The 19,873-nt window shown below is 61.2% G+C and carries 16 protein-coding genes; 7 read left to right on the top strand and 9 right to left on the bottom strand.

The window, feature by feature from the left end; translation table 11 throughout:
• The first annotated feature begins 126 nt into the window (after positions 1-126).
• Together ppsR and RBH19_RS00770 are read left to right on the top strand one after the other, a co-directional pair.
• The gene (ppsR, locus tag RBH19_RS00775) at positions 127-966 is read left to right on the top strand and encodes a posphoenolpyruvate synthetase regulatory kinase/phosphorylase PpsR (RefSeq protein WP_306726896.1); all 840 of its coding nucleotides are present in this window, start codon (positions 127-129) and stop codon (positions 964-966) included.
• Between the two features lie 218 nt (positions 967-1,184).
• Positions 1,185-2,171 carry a hypothetical protein gene (locus tag RBH19_RS00770; RefSeq protein WP_306726895.1) on the top strand — a complete coding sequence of 329 codons (987 nt, stop codon included), beginning with the start codon at positions 1,185-1,187 and terminating at the stop codon, positions 2,169-2,171.
• Positions 2,172-2,599: 428 nt separating this feature from the next.
• Here the strand turns inward: RBH19_RS00770 and RBH19_RS00765 are convergent, their stop codons facing one another.
• Positions 2,600-3,343 carry an alpha/beta fold hydrolase gene (locus RBH19_RS00765; protein WP_306726894.1) on the bottom strand — a complete coding sequence of 248 codons (744 nt, stop codon included), beginning with the start codon at positions 3,341-3,343 and terminating at the stop codon, positions 2,600-2,602.
• A 216-nt stretch (positions 3,344-3,559) separates the two neighbouring features.
• Here RBH19_RS00765 and RBH19_RS00760 point away from each other — a divergent pair, with 216 nt between their 5' ends.
• Together RBH19_RS00760 and RBH19_RS00755 are read left to right on the top strand one after the other, a co-directional pair.
• The gene (locus RBH19_RS00760; RefSeq protein ID WP_306726893.1) at positions 3,560-4,738 is read left to right on the top strand and encodes a LuxR C-terminal-related transcriptional regulator; all 1,179 of its coding nucleotides are present in this window, start codon (positions 3,560-3,562) and stop codon (positions 4,736-4,738) included.
• A 174-nt stretch (positions 4,739-4,912) separates the two neighbouring features.
• Positions 4,913-5,899 (top strand): PDZ domain-containing protein, encoded by a 987-nt coding sequence (locus tag RBH19_RS00755; protein ID WP_306726892.1) that lies wholly within the window; start codon positions 4,913-4,915, stop codon positions 5,897-5,899.
• On the opposite strand, the gene RBH19_RS00750 is transcribed toward RBH19_RS00755, so the two are convergent.
• The 5 genes from RBH19_RS00750 to RBH19_RS00730 all read right to left on the bottom strand — a co-directional run bounded on the left by RBH19_RS00750 (position 5,896) and on the right by RBH19_RS00730 (position 13,550).
• Complete coding sequence (locus RBH19_RS00750) at positions 5,896-7,599, bottom strand: amino acid ABC transporter ATP-binding/permease protein (RefSeq protein ID WP_306726891.1); 1,704 nt, start codon at positions 7,597-7,599, stop codon at positions 5,896-5,898. The genes RBH19_RS00755 and RBH19_RS00750 overlap by 4 nt on opposite strands.
• The gene (cydD, locus tag RBH19_RS00745) at positions 7,586-9,331 is read right to left on the bottom strand and encodes a thiol reductant ABC exporter subunit CydD (RefSeq protein ID WP_306726890.1); all 1,746 of its coding nucleotides are present in this window, start codon (positions 9,329-9,331) and stop codon (positions 7,586-7,588) included. Before cydD ends, RBH19_RS00750 begins: the two co-directional genes overlap by 14 nt.
• A gap of 31 nt (positions 9,332-9,362) precedes the next feature.
• A complete protein-coding gene (cydB, locus tag RBH19_RS00740) occupies positions 9,363-10,367 on the bottom strand; it encodes a cytochrome d ubiquinol oxidase subunit II (protein WP_306726889.1) in 1,005 nt (334 codons plus the stop codon).
• Complete coding sequence (locus RBH19_RS00735) at positions 10,367-11,785, bottom strand: cytochrome ubiquinol oxidase subunit I (RefSeq protein ID WP_306726888.1); 1,419 nt, start codon at positions 11,783-11,785, stop codon at positions 10,367-10,369. Before RBH19_RS00735 ends, cydB begins: the two co-directional genes overlap by 1 nt.
• Positions 11,786-11,921: 136 nt before the next feature.
• The gene (locus RBH19_RS00730) at positions 11,922-13,550 is read right to left on the bottom strand and encodes an alpha-D-glucose phosphate-specific phosphoglucomutase (RefSeq protein ID WP_306726887.1); all 1,629 of its coding nucleotides are present in this window, start codon (positions 13,548-13,550) and stop codon (positions 11,922-11,924) included.
• Positions 13,551-13,662: 112 nt separating this feature from the next.
• Between RBH19_RS00730 and RBH19_RS00725 the strand changes: the two genes are divergently transcribed.
• Positions 13,663-14,049 (top strand): DUF1249 domain-containing protein, encoded by a 387-nt coding sequence (locus RBH19_RS00725; protein ID WP_306726886.1) that lies wholly within the window; start codon positions 13,663-13,665, stop codon positions 14,047-14,049.
• A 132-nt stretch (positions 14,050-14,181) separates the two neighbouring features.
• Positions 14,182-15,264: a hypothetical protein gene (locus RBH19_RS00720; RefSeq protein WP_306726885.1), complete on the top strand. Its 1,083-nt coding sequence runs from the start codon at positions 14,182-14,184 to the stop codon at positions 15,262-15,264.
• 66 nt (positions 15,265-15,330) lie between these two features.
• On the opposite strand, the gene RBH19_RS00715 is transcribed toward RBH19_RS00720, so the two are convergent.
• Positions 15,331-17,496, bottom strand: a complete 2,166-nt coding sequence (locus RBH19_RS00715; RefSeq protein ID WP_306726884.1) for a carboxy terminal-processing peptidase — start codon at positions 17,494-17,496, stop codon at positions 15,331-15,333.
• Positions 17,497-17,716: 220 nt separating this feature from the next.
• On the opposite strand from RBH19_RS00715, the gene RBH19_RS00710 reads away from it, so the two are divergent.
• Positions 17,717-18,001, top strand: coding sequence for a hypothetical protein (locus tag RBH19_RS00710; RefSeq protein WP_306726883.1), 285 nt, complete (start codon positions 17,717-17,719; stop codon positions 17,999-18,001).
• On the opposite strand, the gene RBH19_RS00705 is transcribed toward RBH19_RS00710, so the two are convergent.
• Together RBH19_RS00705 and RBH19_RS00700 are read right to left on the bottom strand one after the other, a co-directional pair.
• Positions 17,986-18,309 carry a hypothetical protein gene (locus RBH19_RS00705; protein ID WP_306726882.1) on the bottom strand — a complete coding sequence of 108 codons (324 nt, stop codon included), beginning with the start codon at positions 18,307-18,309 and terminating at the stop codon, positions 17,986-17,988. The genes RBH19_RS00710 and RBH19_RS00705 overlap by 16 nt on opposite strands.
• 11 nt (positions 18,310-18,320) lie before the next feature.
• Positions 18,321-19,712, bottom strand: a complete 1,392-nt coding sequence (locus RBH19_RS00700; RefSeq protein ID WP_306726881.1) for an SLC13 family permease — start codon at positions 19,710-19,712, stop codon at positions 18,321-18,323.
• Positions 19,713-19,873: the final 161 nt, after the last annotated feature.

The following is a 19,873-nucleotide window of genomic DNA, read 5'->3' as shown; positions in this document are numbered from 1 at the left end:
CTGGAAGACTGGCCGATCTCTGGCAGGTGTTCGCATGCACATTCCCGGGCGGCGCCTGATCCTTTCCAAGTATTCCGTGGCCGATGCCAAGGCGGCAGGCCATTTGTCCTGGCAGGAGACCCGATCGTGAGCGAAAAACCGGAACGACCACGCCGAACCGTCTTTTTCGTCTCGGATCGAACCGGGATAACCGCCGAAACCCTTGGTCACAGCCTTCTGACCCAGTTCGACGGCATCGAATTCAGGCCGGTGACTGTGCCATTTATCGGCACCAAAGACAAGGCGGAGGACGTGGCCCGCCGGATCAACGAGACGGCGGAAGAGGAGGGGTGGCGCCCGCTGGTCTTCAGCACCCTGATCACCGATGAATGCCGGGAAATCGTCAAGGCAGCCAATGGCATGTACCTGGATTTCTTCGATGCCTTCATCGGCCCGCTGGAGCGTGAGCTGAGGGTCACCTCCTCCCATGCCGCCGGTCGGGCCCACGGTGTGTTTGACGCCGAAACCTATACCCGCCGCATTGACGCCATGAACTTCGCTCTGGCCAATGATGATGGCATCACCACCCGGCACTATGATCGGGCGGAGGTGATTCTGGTGGGGGTCTCCCGCTCCGGGAAGACCCCCACCTGTCTTTATCTGGCCCTGCATTACGGTGTCTATGCCGCCAACTACCCCCTCACCCCGGATGACCTTGAAGACGGTAAGCTGCCGAAAAGTCTGGAAAAACACAAATCCAAGCTGTACGGGCTGACCATTGATCCGGTTCGTCTCAAGGAGATTCGCAACGAACGTCGACCCGACAGCAACTACGCCTCCACGCGCCAGGTGACCTTTGAGGTCGGAGAGGCGGAATTCCTGTTTCGCCGCTATGGCATTCCCTTCATCAGCACGACGACCTCCTCTGTCGAGGAAATTGCTACCACGGTGCTGCACAGCGCCGGGCTTCAGCGCCGCTTCTACTGAGTGCGAGTCGGTGTCAGACGCCTCCTACAGTGATAGGAGCGTCTTTCCCATTGACGGTCGTCCCGGTTCTGGCAAGACTTTGACAAGCGCCCGAATCGGGCTAGCATGAGCGTATTGGGGGTCGGTAACGGGGTTGGTGATATCCGACCTGGCCGGCAATTGCATGCGTTTATCTTTGGGATGGTCGCGCCATTTCCGGTTTCTGGAGGGAGATTTCAATGGATTACCGTATTCTTGTGAGCCTGACAGCAGTGCTTTTTTTATTGTCTGGTTGTTTCAGCAGCAGTAGCAGCGATTCCGATGACGCCAGCCTCAGTGATCGTGACCGAGCAGCGGCAGCTGCTTCTGCCAGTGTCCTGTCTGGTGCCCTGGATGATCCGACTGACGACGATGACGATGACGACGACGGTGATGGCAGCGCTTCCCGGGGCAGCATGATGGCACGGCTCCAGGCAGCCATGGCAACCGTCGAGGAATGTGAGGATGGCGGTACCCGGGAGTTTCTTGTTGAGGAGTTTGCGGATGTTGGGTCGCCGTACACGGAAGGGGGGGTCATCGACTGGTTGGAAGAAGAAATTTACGACAATTGCCAGGAAGGCTCCGAGTTCGGTTTTCCCTCCCGCATCGATGGTTACAATGCCTTTGGTGAAGCGGAGCAGGGGGCTGTGCGCTATGAGCGCTGGGCTGGAAACCAGGATGACCCAGTCGGTGCTGATGGGCAGTTTGTCTGGGAGTTTTCCGGTGGGGAGTGGCGTCTTCGCGGACTGGCGCATACCTGCGAGGAATGCTCCGCTGGCGGCCTGTTGAGCCTGAATTACTATCTCAACTGGGAGATGGAATTCGACGATGAGTCACTGGAGTTTCAGTTTGGTCAACCGGATTCACCCTTTGTATCGACAGCCCAGTGGCTTGATGTGGGCGCCGGCGTGGCCGAACAAACCATTGATGGCTACATGATGCTGGTCCGTGGCGGCACGGATTGTGACATCGCCGTCAACTACACAACCGTTGAGCCGCTGGTGATCGAAGGTTATGAAACCCGTAGTGAAGTCATTGCCTCCGGTCGCATGACCGTGGATGTCGAGGGTGGAGCCAGCTTTGATGTGGAATATTCAAACGGCCAGGTATTCATTGATGGCGAGCCGGTTGATCCTGATGCTCCTAACCCCTGTGAGGGGGCATTCGAGATCGAATTCACCAGTTGATACCGTCGGTCTTGCGAGGCCGGCTCAAGGTATACAGCCCATCACGCTAGTGTGATGGGCTTTTTTATGGTTCTTCGCGGAAAAGCGGGGAGGGATTTCGGGCGTGGTTGCCAGGGCGGGTCTTTGTGGCCCTGCCCAGAACACGCCGTGAATACGTCCCTGTAGGCTCGAGGGAAACATCCCTGTTTCCCACGGTTCTGGTCAGGGCCACCAAGACCCTTTCCAGAGCGGCGATTCGGCGGGTTGGTGGGGGCGTGCCCGGAAGCGTAATCAACAGGACGTTGATTTCGCAGCCTACAGGGAGGTACTTGCGGCGGTTCCGGGCATGCCCCCATCAACCCGACGGCCCATAACCGCTCGGCGCTCCCCGCTTTTCCGCGAAGAACCTTTTATTTCTTGCCTTCGCCGATGAACCTTAGTGATCGGGTTCAGAAACGACGGATGGCGTCATCCATGGCGGCATTGAACGCGGCGGGCACTTCCATTTGCAGGAAATGCCCACTGCCGGGGATGACGGTCTCGCTCATGTGGGCGCCCAGGCGTTCACGGGTCGTGTCCGGGATGAGCGGGCAGTTTATGGCATGAACCGGGCACTTCAACTTTGGCCAGACCGGAGCTGGATTCCAGTTGAGCAGCTGTTCCCAGGCCGCCAGTGCCCAGGCTGGGTCGGCCTCGCCCATCTGTCTCTTGAGTCGTGACTTCAGCTCGTCGCCGGTATCGGGACCGGTGGTGTTCTCGATCAGTGTGTCCATGGCGGAATGAAAGTCGTCAGAAAAGGGCTGGTAGAAGCCAGTGATTTCCTCGGCGGTCAGCGCCCCGTAGTTGATCAGGAAAGTATCGGCCAGAATAACCCCTTTAACGCGCTCCGGTGCCAGGGCCGCGGCCTCCAGTGCGACAGTGCCGCCCATGGAATGGCCCATGATGACGACCGTCTCGGATGCAAGCTTCTGTAAGCAATCGACAACGTCTCCGGCGAAGGCCTGCATCGTCCACTGGGCTCGTTCGTCGACCGGACTGTCGCCATGGCCGGGGAGGTCAAGGGCAAGCATCTCGTGCCGACCGTTCAAGTGGTCAATCTGTGCGTTCCAGTCGCTTCGGCGGCAGGTCCATCCGTGAATCATCACTATCGCTGGGTCAGGGCCGGGGTAGTGATCGAAGCGGATATCGCTCATACGGGGTCTCCTGTCGGCTAACGGTGAAGTCGAGCCAGATACTGCCCCAGATTGCGCACAGTGGCAAAGTGGGATAGTGGTCTGAAAATCCCATTCGCATCCACTGTCATTTTCCTGCCATATCTGGGATGAACAATTGGAAAGGGATTGTTGGTAATTTCGGAGGGAAGGCCTAGACTTTCAGGGTGGGGGATAATAGCTTGGCAGGGCAACCGTATGGGGAAGCTTCCGGCCGTTGCGAGTGATGGCCTTTTTTCCGAACTGATTGAATTCGGGTACCGCTGTGCGGCGGAACCGTCACTGTGGCCCGAATTCATCGAGCAACTGGTGTCTCGTTCCGGATCCCGTTCCGGGCGTATGCTGGTGCTCAACCCCACGGCTGATGAAGTCCTGGATAGCGTGAAGTTCAACATCGATGACGCCTTCCATCGCCAGTATGTGGAGTATTACGTCAATCTCTGCCCCTGGCGTCCGGAGTTGAAGCGCAAGCAGGCGGGACGATTCTATTCCACCTATCACGACTTTTCTGTCCCGCAGCGCGATTTCTATCACACGGAGTTCTTCAACGACTGGGCCGGTCCCCAGGATGTCCATCACGGCATGCTCGGCACGATTGCCCAGTCCGAGCGCGAGACCGTCCAGCTTCTGCTGCAGCGGACGCGCCAGCAGGGGGCTTACTCTCCGGCCGAGACGGATGCCTTCAATGACCTGATTCCCCATCTTCGGCGGATACTGAAGCTTGGGCGTGAGTTCACGCGGCAGCGCCTTGTGGACGCGGCCGCGCTGGAGGCCGCACAGGAAAGTCCCGATCCGTTCCTGCTGCTGGATCAAAGCGCGCGAATCAGCTATCTGAGCAGCGAGGCGCAGGCCCTGATTGAAGCCTGCGAGCCCTTGCGAATACAGAGCCAGAAGCTTGAGGTCAGTGGCTCTTCCGGGCGTGATTTGCGCCGCCTGATCGATTCCTGTCTGAATGCCTCCATGGGACAGTGGGCCCAGGCGGGAGGATCCTTGCGCCTCAGCGACCCCGCCGGAGGCAGCCTGATCGTGACCGCGCTGCCGATCCACCCGGATCACCCCCTGCTGGCCCTTGAGCGAATAGGTTTCGTTGCCCTCTTTTTCCATGCTCCCGGGCGGGTACCCAGCCTCTGCTGGAAGACGTTGCGGGATGTCTACGGTTTTACACCCGCCGAATCGAGCCTGGCCATTCAGCTTGTGGCCGGTGAAACGCTGACCGCAATCGCCGAACAGGGCGGTGTTTCCCTGAATACCATTCGTTCCCACCTCAAGTCCCTGTTTCGCAAGACCGGCGTCGGGCGGCAGCCGGAGCTTGTGATGCACTTGCTGTCGGGCCCGGCTCTACGCCGCTCCGCTGTTACACCGCTGAAGCTATCCTGATTTGGTGGGAAAGTACTGGCTGGGCATTGATCGATCAGACTGAATGACGCCTCCCGCATTGTTGTCATTTCCTCACCCGTTTGGGTGACGATGCCGGTCGTCGTTTTACATATAGTCTCCCCGAGGAGCGGGCCCCGAGCCCGTCATTGGCAGATTCTGGATGGGAGATGAAATGTGAAATCCGCAGCACTGTTTTTGAGTACTGTACTGGCCGCATTTGCCATTGCCGTACCGGCGCAGGCACTGGCCGGAGATTCGGCCTGGGTCGGCGCACAGTTCGAGGAAGTCGGTGAACGTGCGCAATCGTTGGGCCTGGATCGCTTTGATCATGCTCGCATCGCCGGATTGAGCCAGGGTGGGCCTGCTCAAGCGGCGGGACTGCGCCAGGGGGATGTCATTGTATCGATTGATGGTGAATCGGTTTCCCGTCAGCAGCTAATGGCACGGCTGGAGGCTGCCAGCCCGGGCGATCGCTGGCAGGTCGAGGTTTCCCGCGATGGACTGTTGGGCGAGCTGGCCCTCACGCTGGGGCAGCCGCCCGCGGTCGACCCGCCACGCGGCGACGCGCAGTCCGGAGCAGGCAGTGAATCTGCCGAGAACCAGATCGCCAGCCCCCACGGCGTGGAATATACTCCGACACAGGCCTACATGGCCGCCAGAACGGCCTTCGCGGGCTACCTTCAGGAAGACATGAACGGTGACTTTGAGCTGGAGGGGTTCATCTACCGTGGTCGTATATTCGGGAAGTTTGCCGAGCGACACGGCATGTACATGGGCTTTGACCTGATGTACGGGTTGATTGCACTCGCAGACGATCGGCCGCACCTCAACGAAGTCGGAATGCAGCTGGGGTACTTCATTGAACCCGTCCAGAACGTCATCGTCTACGGTGCTGGCGGCTTCAATTATGTAAGCTTCGTCGTTCCCGTGGGTACGGGAAGCGGTGACGATGATTTTTCCCTGAATCTTCAGTTTGGTGCGGCGGTCGGCATCACACCGAACATGGCCGTGCATGCCGCGTACCGCCTGGAGCCGAATGACCTGATTGATCAGCCGATCCTTGATATTGGTCTGGATGTGGGGCCGGTCTTTGCCGGCCTTCGCCGCTTCATGGATTCCGATATCAATCAGGTTATTATCGGCTACGGGATGTCATTCTAAGTGTTCCCGGATCCGGGGAAATCTGATTGACTCATTCTCGTTTGCAGGGCGCCACCTTCCATTCGAAGGTGGCGCCACTGCCATGTCCAGGCCGGATCGGGTTCATGGTCCAGCAGCACCACGGTTTTTCCGGCCAGCGTCGGTTCGAGCCAGTCGATGACGGCCTGCCGGTCCACGGCATTCAGGCCTCGGAATGGCTCGTCCAGTATTACGGCCGGGGTGTCGCTGAGTACGGTACGCAGCAAGACCAGGCGACGGGCCTCTCCGCCTGACAGGGGACGACGGTAGGGGTCGATCCACTGATCCAGGCCAATGCCGCCGCGATCAAGGCCGACCGCCTTCAGCGCCTGCATGAGTTTTTCATCGTCCAGGCTCGGGTTTCCCAGCACAAGATTGCTACGCACCGAATCCGACAGCAGCACACTGTGCTGTTCAAGCAGGCTGATGCGGGCAAATCGCTGATTCTCCGGCCAGTCCGTCACGGGCCGTTCTGCCAGCCACACCGTTCCGTCGTCAGCCGTTTCCAGCCCCGCCAGCAGACGGGCGATACGGCTCTTCCCTGTGCCGCTGGGGCCAGTGATCAGCACCCGTTCACCCGGCTTGATCTCCAGATTGACACCGTCGAGCACCGGTCTGTCCGTCATGCCACGCCTGAGGGTCACGGCTGAGAGCCTCCATGACGGCGCCGACAGCTTGCCGCCGGGGGGACTGTCTCCGCCTTCAATCTGACGGAGGGTGCGCAGCCTGTGCAGGGCAACCCGTACGCCACCCCAGCGCGACAGCGCACCTCCCAGACCCGCCATGACCGTGCCCGCGGCCAGGACGGCGAGCGTCCCGGCGGCAAGCCACGGGACTTCACTGTTGCCGACCAGGAAGGCCGGCATCAGTGCGATCACGAACAGGGAGAAGAACAGCTGGATTTCCGCGTCACAACCCAGGGCTCGGCGCTCATTGCGGGCCTTCTGCCAGGCATATTGCAGATAGCGTCGTCGGTGCTCAGCGGCCATCACATCGCCGGGGTCTGCGAAGTAGAGGGCGGCATGGTTGCTCAGAAGGCGGTTCAGTCGGGCCTGATCCCGGGCTTCTCCCAGTGCCTGCCGGGCTTCCCGCGGTGATTGCCGATGGAGGTGGTGGTGCAAGCGCATCATGGTGGCCAGCAGCAGTACCAGGCCAAGGCTGGCGGCGGCCCCACCCAGCATCAGACCCAGCAGTGGCACCAGCAGCACCAGGATCACGAGTGCGGTCTGCAGCGGCAGAATCAGGCCGGCATGGGCTTGCTCCAGGCGGCCGATGTCGCCGGTCATGCGCGCAAGCAGGGGTCCGTCTTCCATGCGTCGAAGGACCGCAAAGGGGCGGCGGGCGTATTCCAGGAACAGTCCCCGACGCAGTCGTGAGAGCAGGCGGAAGACGGCCTCGTGGACGATCAGCCGTTCCAGATAGCGTCCGGCCGTGCGGGTGACCGCGAAGAGACGGATCAGGGCGCCCGGGGCAAAGATTTCCAGGGTGATGGCCACACCCCCCGCCGCCGCAATTCCGGCGAGACCGCTGGCGGTGATCAGCCAGCCCGAAGCAGCCACCAGGCCTACCGAGGAAAGGGCAGCCAGCATGGATAACAGGCTGCCTGCGACCAGCCATCCCCTTCGGCCTGCGGGCAGCACACGCAGCAGAAAGTGAAGATCCCTGCGCTCACCGGGACTCATGCAGGCCTCCTGCGCGGATGGTTAGGTGATGGTCTGCAGCGGCCGCAACCGCTTCGCTGTGGGAGAAAAACACAATGGTCAGCTGGCCCTTGAGGTGTTTCAGGGCGGTGAGAATATGGTGTTCATTGTCCGGGTCCAGGCTGGCAGTCGCCTCGTCCAGTACCAGCAGGCGTGGCCGGCCCAGAAGACTTCGGGCGAGGGCCAGTCGTTGAGCCTCGCCGCCCGAAATACCGGCACCGCGTTCGCCAAGACGGGTTTCCAGACCGCCGGGTAGCTGGCGGATGAGGTCGCCCAGCCCCACCTGCGCCAGGGCGTCCAGCAATTCGCGCTCACGGTGTTGACGACCCGGATCCAGATTGCGTCGGAGACTGGTCGGCAGCAGCTGGGTTTCCTGGCCGAGCCAGGCCAGGGCGTTCCGATGACGGCTTTCCGTTACATCCTCGATTGGCCTGCCGTCAAGCAGAACGCGTCCGCGCTGGGGTGGGCGCAGGCCGAGCAGGGTCGCTGCCAGTGTACTCTTGCCACAGCCGGAGGGGCCGCTGATGGTGGTCCATTGGCCAGCCTCCAGGCGGGCGCTGAGCCTTTCCAGCAGAGGGCGTTGTGCCTCCGGCCACTGGATCGTGACATCATCAAGCTTCACCGTGGGTGCGCGGGTCAGCGCAGCATTCGTTGAGGCGGCAACCTGCCGGGGAGAGCTTGCTGCAGCTGGCTGCAGCATTGTCCTGAGACCGGGCACCGCAGCGATTGCCGCCGCCCGTTCATGGTAGCTACCCGCGAGTTGCCGCAAGGGCTGGAAGAATTCGGGGGCCAGCAGAAGCAGCATCAGCCCGTTCTGGAAAGTCATCCCGGCGGCGGGGCCGACGTCGATGAAACCCAACAGGGCAAGGCCGATGTAAATGGCCAGGGTGGCAATTGCAACGGCGCTGAAGAACTCGAGCACAGCCGAAGACAGAAAGGCGACACGGAGCACCCGCATGGCGCTCCGCCGGTAGGCTTCGGCTGCCTGGGCCACACTCTCTCCCTGCTGGTCGCTCTGGCGGAAAAGGCGCAGCGTGGGAAGGGCACGCAAGCGATCAAGGAAATGGGCACCCAGTCGCTCCAGGCGCTCTCTCTGCTGGTCTGCCAGTGCCCGGGTGCCCAGGCCAATCAAGGCGCTGAACAGGGGAATCAGAGGGGCCGTCAGAAGCAGAAGCAGGCCAGCCAGCCAATCCAGGCTGAAGGCGATGAGGAGGATCAGCCCAGGCTGGACAATGGCGCGAGTTCGCGTCGGCAGGTAGGTCTCGAACCAGGGTCGCAGCGCCTCGATGTGTTCACTCAGACGCAGTCCGAGTTCGGCGTCGCCGGCGTTCTGGTTTGTGCGCCAGGCCGGCGAGAGGGCCCGGGTGAGGGCGCGACGATGAATGGCGGTGGTCACGGTGGCGGCCAGATCGGTCACCGTCCGGGCCAGCGCCCGCTGCAGAAAGTAGCGGGTCAGTCCGATGATCAGCAGGAGCACCAGGCCAAGGCGTAGCGTGTCGTCGGCAAGACCCAGGCTTGTGCCATCCGTGGCCAGATAGGCAATGCACTGTGCCAGCAGCAGCAGGAACAGGATCAGCCAGACGGCCTCAAGGCTGACCAGAAGGGTCAGGCGATGGCGCTGGCGGGCGGGTGCCTGTCGAGTCAGCCAGTGCGCATCGGCCCGATTGGCTGACCGCCGGGCCAGATCCTCCCTTGCGGCTTCATCGGGCGTCATGCCGCTCCCGTCACGTCAGTCTGGCGAGGAATCAGTGGCCGTAACCCTGTTGATTGCCCACCTTTCCGCGAAAAACCCAATACGTCCAGGCGGTGTAACCAAGGACGAAGGGAATGACGAACAGGAAGCCCAGCAGGAGGAAGAGCTGGGAGCCGGGGTCCGAAGCGGCATCCCAGAAGGTATGCTCGGGCGGCACGGCGTAGGGCCACATGCTGATCAGCAGGCCGATGTAGAACAGCACGAAGAGAGTCATGGTCGCCACGAAGGGGGTGCCTTCCCGACGCTTGCGGACAGCCTGGTATAGCCAGGCGCAGACCGCCAGTGTGGCCACCGGGAAGATCCACAACACTTCGATGTTTCCGAACCAGCGTTCGAATACCCGTTCGTTGGTCAGGGGCGTCCACACGCTGACCAGCAGGAAGAAGGCGAGCATGCCGACGATCAGCCAGGGAGTGATGCGCCAGGCCCAGCGCTGTGTTTCGCCCTCGGTCTTGAGAATGGTCCAGGTTGCACCCAGCAGGGCATAGCCGGTAACCACCCCGAGGCCGGTCATCACAGTAAACGGTGTGAGCCAGTCAAAGGGCCCGCCCACATACTGGAAACCTTCCACCTGGAAACCCTGAATGTAGGCACCGACCACAGCACCCTGGGCAAAGGCCGCCACGGTGGAGCCGATATTGAAGGCGTGGTCCCAGATATAGCGTGAGCGATTGGCCTTGAAGCGAAACTCGAAGGCAACACCACGAAAGATGAGTCCCGCAAGTAGAAGGAATACACCGATGTACAGTGCGGGCAGGAAGACGGCATAGACCATGGGGAAAGCCGCGAGCAGGCCTGCCCCGCCCAGTATCAGCCAGGTCTCATTGCCGTCCCAGACCGGAGCCACCGAATTCATCATGTCGTCCCGGGCGGCGTTTGAGGGGGCGAAGGGAAAGAGGATGCCCACCCCGAGGTCGAAACCGTCCATGAGGACGTACATCAACACCCCGAAGCCGAGAATCACGATCCAGATGAGCGTCAGGTCAATGAGTTCCATCACTTGCCCTCCGGAATGCCCCAGGGTTCATCACCCTCGCTCAGGCGTGTGCTCACATTGGCCAGAGGCCGCTTGGCGATGCCGGAATCCTCATCCTCCGCTTTGAAGGATTCGGGCCCCGCCCGCATGACGCGGCCCAGATAATAGACACCCGCCACGAATACGGCCGAATAGACCAGAATGAAGCCGATCAGCGTGAACAGGGCCATGCCACCGGTGAGGGAAGGCGTGATGCCTTCTTCCACCCGCATGATGCCGTGAACCAGCCAGGGCTGGCGACCCACCTCGGTGACAAACCAGCCGGCCAGAACGGCGATGAAGGGTGCCGGGATCATCCAGGTGTAGATTCTGAGCAGTCGTCGTGATTCGTACAGGCGCCCGCGAACAAGCTGCACGACACCGGCAAGAGCAAACACGATCATCAGCAATCCCAGCCCCACCATGATGCGGAAGCTCCAGAAGACCGTCGCAACATGGGGTCTATCCTCCGGTGCCCATTCCTTGAGCCCCCGAATCTCACCATCCAGTTCATGAGTCAGGATCAGGCTGGCTCCCTTGGGGATGCCGATTTCCAGGAAATTGCGTTCCGCTGACTGGCTGGGAATGGCAAACAGCAGCAGTGGCGCCCCTTCCTGGGTCTCCCAGATCCCCTCCATGGCTGCCACCTTCTCGGGCTGGTGCTTGAAGGTATCCAGGCCGTGCAGATCACCCACCACCAGTTGGGTGGGAGCCAGGATGGCCATCAGCACCACGGTCATGGACAGCGCGCGACGGCTGCTGGCGGTGGCCTTGTCATGGCGCAGGTACCAGGCTGAAATGCCCAGTACCACGAAACCGGCGGTCAGGAAGGCGGCAATGGCGAAGTGCAGGAAACGCAGGCCAAAGGAAGGGTTGAAGATGGCTTCCAGCCAGGAGGTCATGTGGAAGATGCCATCACGCAGTTCCACCCCGGCTGGTGTCTGCATCCAGCTGTTGGCCGATAGTATCCAGAAGGAGGATATGAATGTGCCCACGGCCACCATGATGGCCGCGAACAGGTGTGTGCCCGCTGGCACCCGGTGACGGCCGAAGAGGAGAACACCGAGAAAGACCGCTTCCAGAAAGAAAGCGGTGACCACTTCGTAGCTCAGAACCGGTCCCAGGAAATTGGCGGCGGAATAGGAAAAAACACTCCAGTTGGTGCCGAACTGGAAGGCCATGACGATGCCAGACACCACTCCCATGCCGAAGACCACGGCAAAGACCTTGGTCCAGAAGCGGGAGAGTTCCTCGTAGACCGGGTTGCCGGTCCTGTAGAGCAGCCCCTCAAGGAAGGCGATGAAAGCGGCGAGGCCGATGGTGAAGACAGGGAAGATCGCGTGAAAACTGACCACGAAGGCGAACTGGATGCGCGACAGCAGAACCGGATCAAGTTCCATGACAGTCTCCGAGCCTCGATAGCGTGTCCGATTTATATCAAATCAGAGAATGCTAATCAATATTTTCAGGCACGGTTCCCGCCCCTTGTTCGGGCATCCGCCACAGCCCTTGCCTGACGGACTGTGGCGGGGCGAGTCAGATCACGGCGGTTGGTGTGGTCTCCCCGCACAGCTTCCGCAGATTGGCGGCCTCCAGCGCCAGGCGGCTCAGGGGTTCGAGCACCCCATCTCGATCCTGGCGCCAATCCGCGTCGGCGGCCACGGCCTGTTCCAGGTAGATGCGGAGCGTGGCGCCCTGGGTGCCCGTGCCCGAGAGGCGAAAGACGATTCGTCCGCCGGTATCCGTGTGCAGTCGAATCCCCTGCCGGGTCACCGTATGACCTGAAATCGGGTCCGTGTAACTGAAGCTGTCGGCGCTCAGCTCGTAGCCGCCCAGGGTCAGTCTGCCGCGATCCGTGTGCTGATCGAGATGGGCCATGACGGCATCGCCCTGTTCACTGCTAAGGGCATGGTCGTGGCGAACGAAATAGTGGCGTCCAAAGCGTTGCCAATGGCGTTCAAGTAGCTCGTCCACGCTGCAGTTGTGGCTTGCCAACATCTGCATCCATGCCAGCACGGCCCAGAGGCCGTCCTTTTCTCGGACATGGTCGCTGCTGGTGCCGAAACTTTCCTCACCACAGAGTTGGATTTGCCCGGCATCCAGCAGGCTGGCAAAGAAGCGCCAGCCCGTCGGCGTTTCGTGGCAGGGGATGCCCAGGGCCTGGGCAACGGTATCCAGTGCCCGACTGGTGGGCATGGAGCGCGCCACGCCCTTGAGACGCCCGGCCAGGCCGGGGATGCAGTCGTGGTTTGCACAGATGATGGCCAGGCTGTCACAGGGCGACACCATGCGGCCGGGCCCGACGATCATGTTGCGGTCGCCGTCACCGTCCGATGCACCGCCCAGATCCGGGGCGTCCGCAGTGGCAAAGCGGGCGACGAAATCGGCGGCATCCACCGGGTTGGGGTCGGGGTGGCCACCGGCAAAATCTTCCCGGGGGCTGGCGTTCAGCAGCAGCGAGTCGTCGCCCCCCAGACGCCGGACGAACACTTCCCGCGCGTAGGGACCTGTGACGGCGTGCATGGCATCGAAGAGAAAACGCCCGGGTCGTGCCTGGAGCCATCTGGCAATGGCCGGAAAATCGAACTGACTTTCCATCAGATCGGCGTGGGCGTTGACCGGGTCGACGATTCTCAGCCGGCAACCCTCGCTCAGCGAATGGAGACCGATGTCGTCGAGGCGGGGCAGGGGGATGTGGGCTTCCCGATACTCACGGATCTGCAGGCTGCGAGCGTGAATGCGGTCGGTGAGCTCCGCTGAGGCCTGTCCCCCGCCTCGTACATTGAATTTGATGCCGAAATCCCCGTCCGGCCCCCCAGGGTTGTGGCTGGCGGTCAGCAGAAAGCCGCCTGCGGCACCTTCCAGGGCGACCAGGTGGGCGGCGGCGGGTGTCGAGAGAATGGCGTCGGCGCCAAGAATGATCTCGGAAACACCGTTGGCAACGGCCATGCGGATCAACGTTTGCGCTGCCTCCCGGTTGAAATGGCGGCCGTCTCCGCCAATCACCAGGCGGGCACCCGCAAGATCGGGCACGCTGTCGAAGACGGACTGGATGAAATTGTTGAGGTAGTGAGGCTCCCTGAAACGTGCAACGGACTCGCGCAATCCGGCGGTTCCGGGCTTCTGGTCAGAGAATGGGGTAGTCTCTATCACCTTGATTGTCAAGGGAATCTCCTCGTCCTGCATGCTCATCGGCTGTGTTATATTGCGGCTTATGCTGATTGAAGCCGACAGACAGGGTATCAGGCTGGTCCCGAGGCGGAGCTTCGCCGGGCTGATGAGTCTGTATGAGGGGAATTATCGCAGACTGCGCACACTGGTCGAAGCACTTGACGCCCCCCCGGCCCATGCCATTTCACGAGTCCCGGGTGATCTGCCTTTGCACCTTGAAGTGCTGGAGCGATGCCCCTATACCTCGACGCTGCGGCTGACCTACTGGTTCGATGCCGACCGCGAGCCGGTCTGGCCGGATCCGGATCTGATTGTGCGAATCTATCATGATGCGCGCATGGCGGAAGTCACCTCCTGTTGCGAGTTCCACCGACATCGAATCCTGCGACCCTGGGTCACTCCGGGTGGTGAAGAAATACGACAGCGCTGGGCCCGCAATCAGATGTTTCACAAGTGGCTGGAGTTCTGTATCGAGAATGGACATCGATTCTAGGCGGTACGGGCTGTGAAATCGATTGGAGCGAGCCGGGTCTGGCTTGCTTTTCCCACGACATGGAACACAATGGAGCAATGAACGTGATCCGCACGCTCACTGCGTTGTTCAGGTCTGCCAGGGGGACAGGGAATGAGGCAATGGTTGAGTCGCTTGCCCGGCATCGGGCGTTTCTTCGTCACGGACGTTGTGGAATCGAAACGAATCGAATCGGACAGCTTTCCGCAACTCAATGCCGAGCGGGAGCGAAGCCGGCAGCTTGAGGAGAAGCTCAGGCAGACCCAGGCCGAGGAAACCTCACTGCGTCAGCAGGTCGAGGTGCTAAGGCAGCGCGGTTCGGATAATGAAAAGAACCTCAAGGCTCTCGAGGAAATGCTCAGCGATCCAGACCGGGCGCAGAATGCCATCGTCTATTACCAGCTGCGCGATATCTGGTTTGCCTGTCATGGCGAGATCAACCATCTGGTGACCGAGCTTGCCCAGCACCTGGAAAAAGAGGAGCGTCATCAGCAGCTCGCCCGGTTTCGCACCGAACAGGAGGAAGAGGCGGCTCGCCTTGATACTCAGTTGCGGGACGTGGAGGAAGAGCATCGCATGGTGCTCGCCAGGAAACGCAAGCTTGAACAGGAACTGAGTCGATCGCAACGCTTCTGGCATTACTTCAAGCGCAAGCGCCTGGAGGATGAAGTGGCTGCGGCCCGGCTCGAGATTGAGCCGGTGGAGCAGCAACTGGAGGACTGCCGCCGTCGTATCCGAGATGTCCAGGATCGGGGGGCACCGGGTTATGAGGGCCTGAGCGTGGAAGGTCGGCGTCATATCAACCTGGCCGCCATCGCCCTGGCTCAGTATCTCTATCTCCGTTTTCAGAAGGACAGCGTGGTGGACATGGCGCGTGGGGCCCGCAACAAGCCGGTTCACCAGGCGCACTTCGGCCCCCCTGAGGAATGCCTCAAGATCATGCGCCAGATCCGGGAGGTCTCTGGACGTTGGCGTGCCGACCGGGAGCGGTCGGAGAAAGTTCGCCGAAGAACCCGTTATTTGAGTACCCGTGTGAAGTACAAGGAAAAGATGCAGACCGTGCCGGATCTCCGGTCCGTGGATACCCTGCAGCCAAGCATTTCCACGGAAGGGTCGGAAGTGGTGGGTGATACCACGCCAATGCCGGTCAACGTTCTGGAAATGGACCTCTGGGATTTGAGGAAGGTATTCCTTTGACGGATGCTCTGGACCGAGGCGCCCTGGCCCGGGCCGACCGGGCTCCGGCCCGGCCGGCCTGCCGCTTCATTCCTGCCTGAGTGCCTGTCTCCTTGCTGCAAAACGGCTTTCATGCTCGGCGTACTGGGGGAGCAGTGCGGCCAGATTGGCAACGATTCGGGCGCTTTCCGTCAGCAGAATATCCGGGTCTCCGGTGGTTTCAGAATCCTCCTCCATGTCTTCAAGCGCCGCCTCACCCCTCGCTGCGCGACGCACGTTCTCCTGTGCCAGGCGTCGTTCACGCAGCTGATCCTGTTCCTGCTTGCGTGTTTCCAGGTTCAGAGAGATGCTCTTGCGTTCCTGGACTTCCCGGTATTGGCGGATGTCGTCCACCAGCGTGCTGAAATCGATGTCGCTGGAAGCGCGTTTGCCATGTGCTTCACCCAGGGCCTCGATCAATGATCGCGGAATTGGTTCGCCGTCATAGTCGGCCGCATCAATCTGGTCCCAGGGCAAGGCATTGTCCTTGGTGCTTTCGCCAAAATCATCAAGTGATACGGCGGAGGGCAGCTGCACATCAGGCAGAACTCCCCGGTGTTGCATGCTGTCTCCGTTAACCCGATAGAACTTGCCGATAGTGAACTTGAGCTGACCGGCTTCACCCTGATTGGAAAAGCGATCCAGGTCGAACAGGTTCTGAATGGTACCCTTGCCATAGCTGGGTGATCCGATCACCACCCCGCGCCCGTAGTCCTGGATGGCGCCGGCAAAGATTTCAGAGGCGGACGCACTGAAGCGATTGATCATGACGCCCAGGGGGCCATCCCATTCCCGACCGTCATCCGGATTCGCGGCAATCTCGAGATTGCCGCGACTGTCCAGCAACTGGACAACCGGGCCACTATCCAGGAAGACACCTGCCAATTCAGTGGCTTCCATCAGGGAACCACCGCCATTGTTGCGCAGATCGACCAGAAGTCCGTCGACTTCCTCTTCCTTCAGCTCACGAAGCAGGCGCCGAACATCGCGGGTCGTGCTGCGGTAATCTTCCTTTCCTTCTCTTCGGGCCTGAAAATCCATGTAGAAGGTGGGTATCTGGATGACGCCAATACGATGGCTTTCACCATTGAGTTCAACGTCACGGATCAGTTTGCGTGCCGCCTGCTGTTCCAGCTGGACTTCACTGCGAACCAGCTCGATGGTTTTCTCCGGATCCCCCGGCACCGAGTCTGCCGGCAGATAGCGAAGGCGAACCTTTGTTCCTTCCGGACCGCGGATCAGTTGTACGGCATCATCCACTCGCCAGCCGACAATGTCGACGATCTCGCACTTGTCGCGAGCCGCCACCCCGGTGATGCGGTCCTGCGGGCGCAGTGTGCCGTCCTTGTCAGCCGGGCCGCCCGGCAGAATCTCGGTGATGGTGACGTATTCATCCATGGATTGCAGAGCCGCCCCAATGCCTTCAAGGCTCAGGCTCATGCGTATCTCGAACTCCTCCATGTTCCGCGGGGAGAAGTAGGCCGTGTGAGGGTCCAGCGTCAGGGTATGCGCATTCATGAACATCTCGAAGACGTCATTGCGGCTGCTTTGCGAGACGTTGCGCCTGAGATTCTGGTAACGACGGGTCAGTGTATCGGCAATATCATCCCACTCACGCCCGGCCAGGGTCAGGCCAATCACATCGTTCTTGACCCGTTTGGCCCACAGGCTGTCCAGTTCGGCTTCGCTCGCAGCCCAGTCGGCCTCGCTGCGATCAATGGGCAGCTCCTCATTGCCGTCCAGGTCGGGTGCTTCCTCGAGGAAACGGGTGCTGAAGGCGATTCGCTCATTCACCCGTTCACGAAAGCGCTCGAAAAACTCGAAGGCCAGTTCGATTCGTTGCCCCGTCCCATGCCGATCGCTGTTCTTCAGCAGCTCATTGTGCCGGTGACGGAATTCATCCACATCCGACTGCGTGAGGTAGTAGCGTCCGGGATCGGTGCGCTCGATGAAATTCTCCAGCACTTCGCGCGCCAGGCGGTCATCGAAGCGGTGAGCGTTGAGATGATGCTGCTCGAGCAGGCCGGTGACTACCCGGTCCAGGAAGAGTTGCTGCTCGCTGGGGCTCAGAGGCTCGCCGTTGCCGTTGCCGTTTTCAAGCGCGGGAACGCCACAGACGTCCTTGCCTTCCGCGTGGCTCGGCTGGCCGAGCAGGACTGTGCCGGTCAAGGCCAGTGCGAACAGGGTCAGCGCAGTCTTCAGCTTTCTGGGCATCGAGTCCCCCAAGATCGGGTGTCGTATCGCCGGTTCGATCCGGTTGCTGCCGGACCGCCGGGAGTGGTGATTCATCCAGCATATTGGAACCCGATGACGATTTCGAGTTCCTCCGAACCCTGCCTGGTGGCGCGGGTCTGCTCAGGATTGGCATTCTGGCGCACAAACTGGATAATTCCGCGCCAGATACCGTTGCGACTTCCCTGCAGGAGACTCCGCCATGCGTCCGCTGTCCGTTCTCACCGGGATCATTCTTGGATCCTGTTTCGCCATCTCCATCGGCCTGTTGGTGGTGACCCTGCTGTATTTCCTCAACGCACAGCACGACTATATCCGCCAGGACATTCCTGCGCTGCTCGGGCACGGTGTGATATTTCTGGGCCTGACGGTGCTGGCCGCCGCCGCCTTCTGGGGGTCGATCCGCGAGCGCTGGTGGCTATGGTATAGCCAGGCCCTGCTGTGGCTGGCGCTTGGCCTCACCGTTTTCCATTACTGGCCCGACTGATTCGGCGACCCGGAGCCGCCGGTCTGAAGCCAGTCTCGATAGATGGACGCGAGCATGATGGTCACCCGGATCCCCAATTGCCGGACGAGTGTCTCGTCGGCGTACCGGCGTTGCTGGAAGAGCAATTGTTCCGCCAGGCGCCGGGCCCGCAGTGGCGGGTGTTCCATTCTGACGAAGGATTCGTAATCCCGGGCCAGGCGCAGCATGTCGCTCTCGCTTGGGAGTGGCTCACGTGCCAGTTCGGTGTGAACGTGGCTTTGAAGCTGTTCGAGCAGCTCATCCCAGTCATGCTCAGCATCACGCTTCATCGTTTGGCCTCTCAGGAGAAGATGCGTGGCAGCCAGATTGCCGCAAGGGTGGTGATCACGGCAGCGCCCATGAGATTCAGCCCGAAACCCTGACCGGCCATGGTGCGAATGGGTACGCGCCCGGTACCGAACACCACGGCATTGGGGGCGGTCGCCACGGGCAGCATGAAGGCGCAGCTTGCACTGAGGGCGGCCGGGATCATCAGCAAGGCCGGTTCAATGCCGGCCGCAATGGCGGTGGCGCCCAGTATGGGCATCATCAGTGTTGCCGTGGCCGTGTTGGAGGTGGTTTCGGTCATGAAGGTCACCGTCAGGCAGATGACCAGGGTGAGCAGCACCAGCGGCCAATGGCTGCGGTCAGCCAGGGCATCACCGATGGCCGTGCTGAGGCCGCTGGACTGGAAGGCCATGGCAATGGCGATACCGCCGCCGAAGAGGATCAGCAAACCCCAGGGAATCTTCTCGGCCGACGCCCAATCCAGCAGGCGGCCGCCACGCCCGTCCGGAAGCAGAAAGCAGAGGACAACGGCTGTCAACGCGACGGTGGCATCACCGGCGTATTCGCCGACCGGCAGCCATTGTGACCAGCCGCCCAGAGGGGCGCTGCGCGTCATCCAGGCCAGCGCCGCCAGGCCGAACACCAGGAGAACCCGTCTTTCCGGTGCCGTCCAGCTGCCGAGCGGCGGCAGGCTTAACGGTTTGCCGGCACCCATCCCTCTCGTGAGATAGAACCAGGCAAAGGCGATCAGGGTAAGGGAGGCGGGGATGCCGATGGCCATCCATTGGAGAAAGCTGATTTCCCGCCCCGTGATCTGCGCGTACACCCCCATGAAGATGACATTGGGGGGAGTGCCAATGGGCGTCCCCAGTCCGCCAATGCTGGCCGACCAGGCAACCCCCAGCAGCAATGGGGTGCCCAGTTGTTCATCGCCGGATGAGCGGAGCACGGCCAGCGCCACTGGCAGCAGCATCAGCACCGTGGCTGTGTTGGAAATCCACATGCTCAGCAGACCGCTGGCCAGCATGAATCCCAGCACCATTCTCGGCCCGCCACGGCCCCCCACCAGATGAACCATGCCCAGGGCCACCCGCCGATGGGCTCCGTTCTTCTCCATGGCCGTGGACAGGATGAAGCCGCCCAGCAGCAGCAGAATCAGTGTATGACCATAAGCCTGCGCGACCTCGCCATGGGGCAGAATCCCCAGCAGCGGGAAGGCAGCGAAGGGGATGAGTGAGGTGGCAGGTATGGGCAGTGCCTCACTGATCCACCAGGCGGCGCAGAGCGCCGTCACCGCCGCCGTCCAGCCCGCCTCGGTGGACAGGCCGTGATGTCGGGCGAGGAGGTAGGCGGACAGTGCAAGCACGGGGCCCAGAATCAGGCCGATTCGTCGCATTTCAGGCATGAGTGAACAAGCGTATCCGAAGCTGACTGGGTGATGGTTCGACCGCGTTGACCGGCCTCGCCAGACCGTGTCTGGAATGTCGCTCTTCCCCGGGAGCCCCATGGGATAGCGGCCACAAGTCCCGTATAATGCCGGTCTTTTGCAGTCGGGGGCAATCGCCC

Source organism: Natronospira bacteriovora (genome assembly GCF_030848495.1).
GTDB classification, from domain to species: domain Bacteria; phylum Pseudomonadota; class Gammaproteobacteria; order Natronospirales; family Natronospiraceae; genus Natronospira; species Natronospira bacteriovora.
This window is presented reverse-complemented; position numbering and strand designations above follow the sequence as displayed.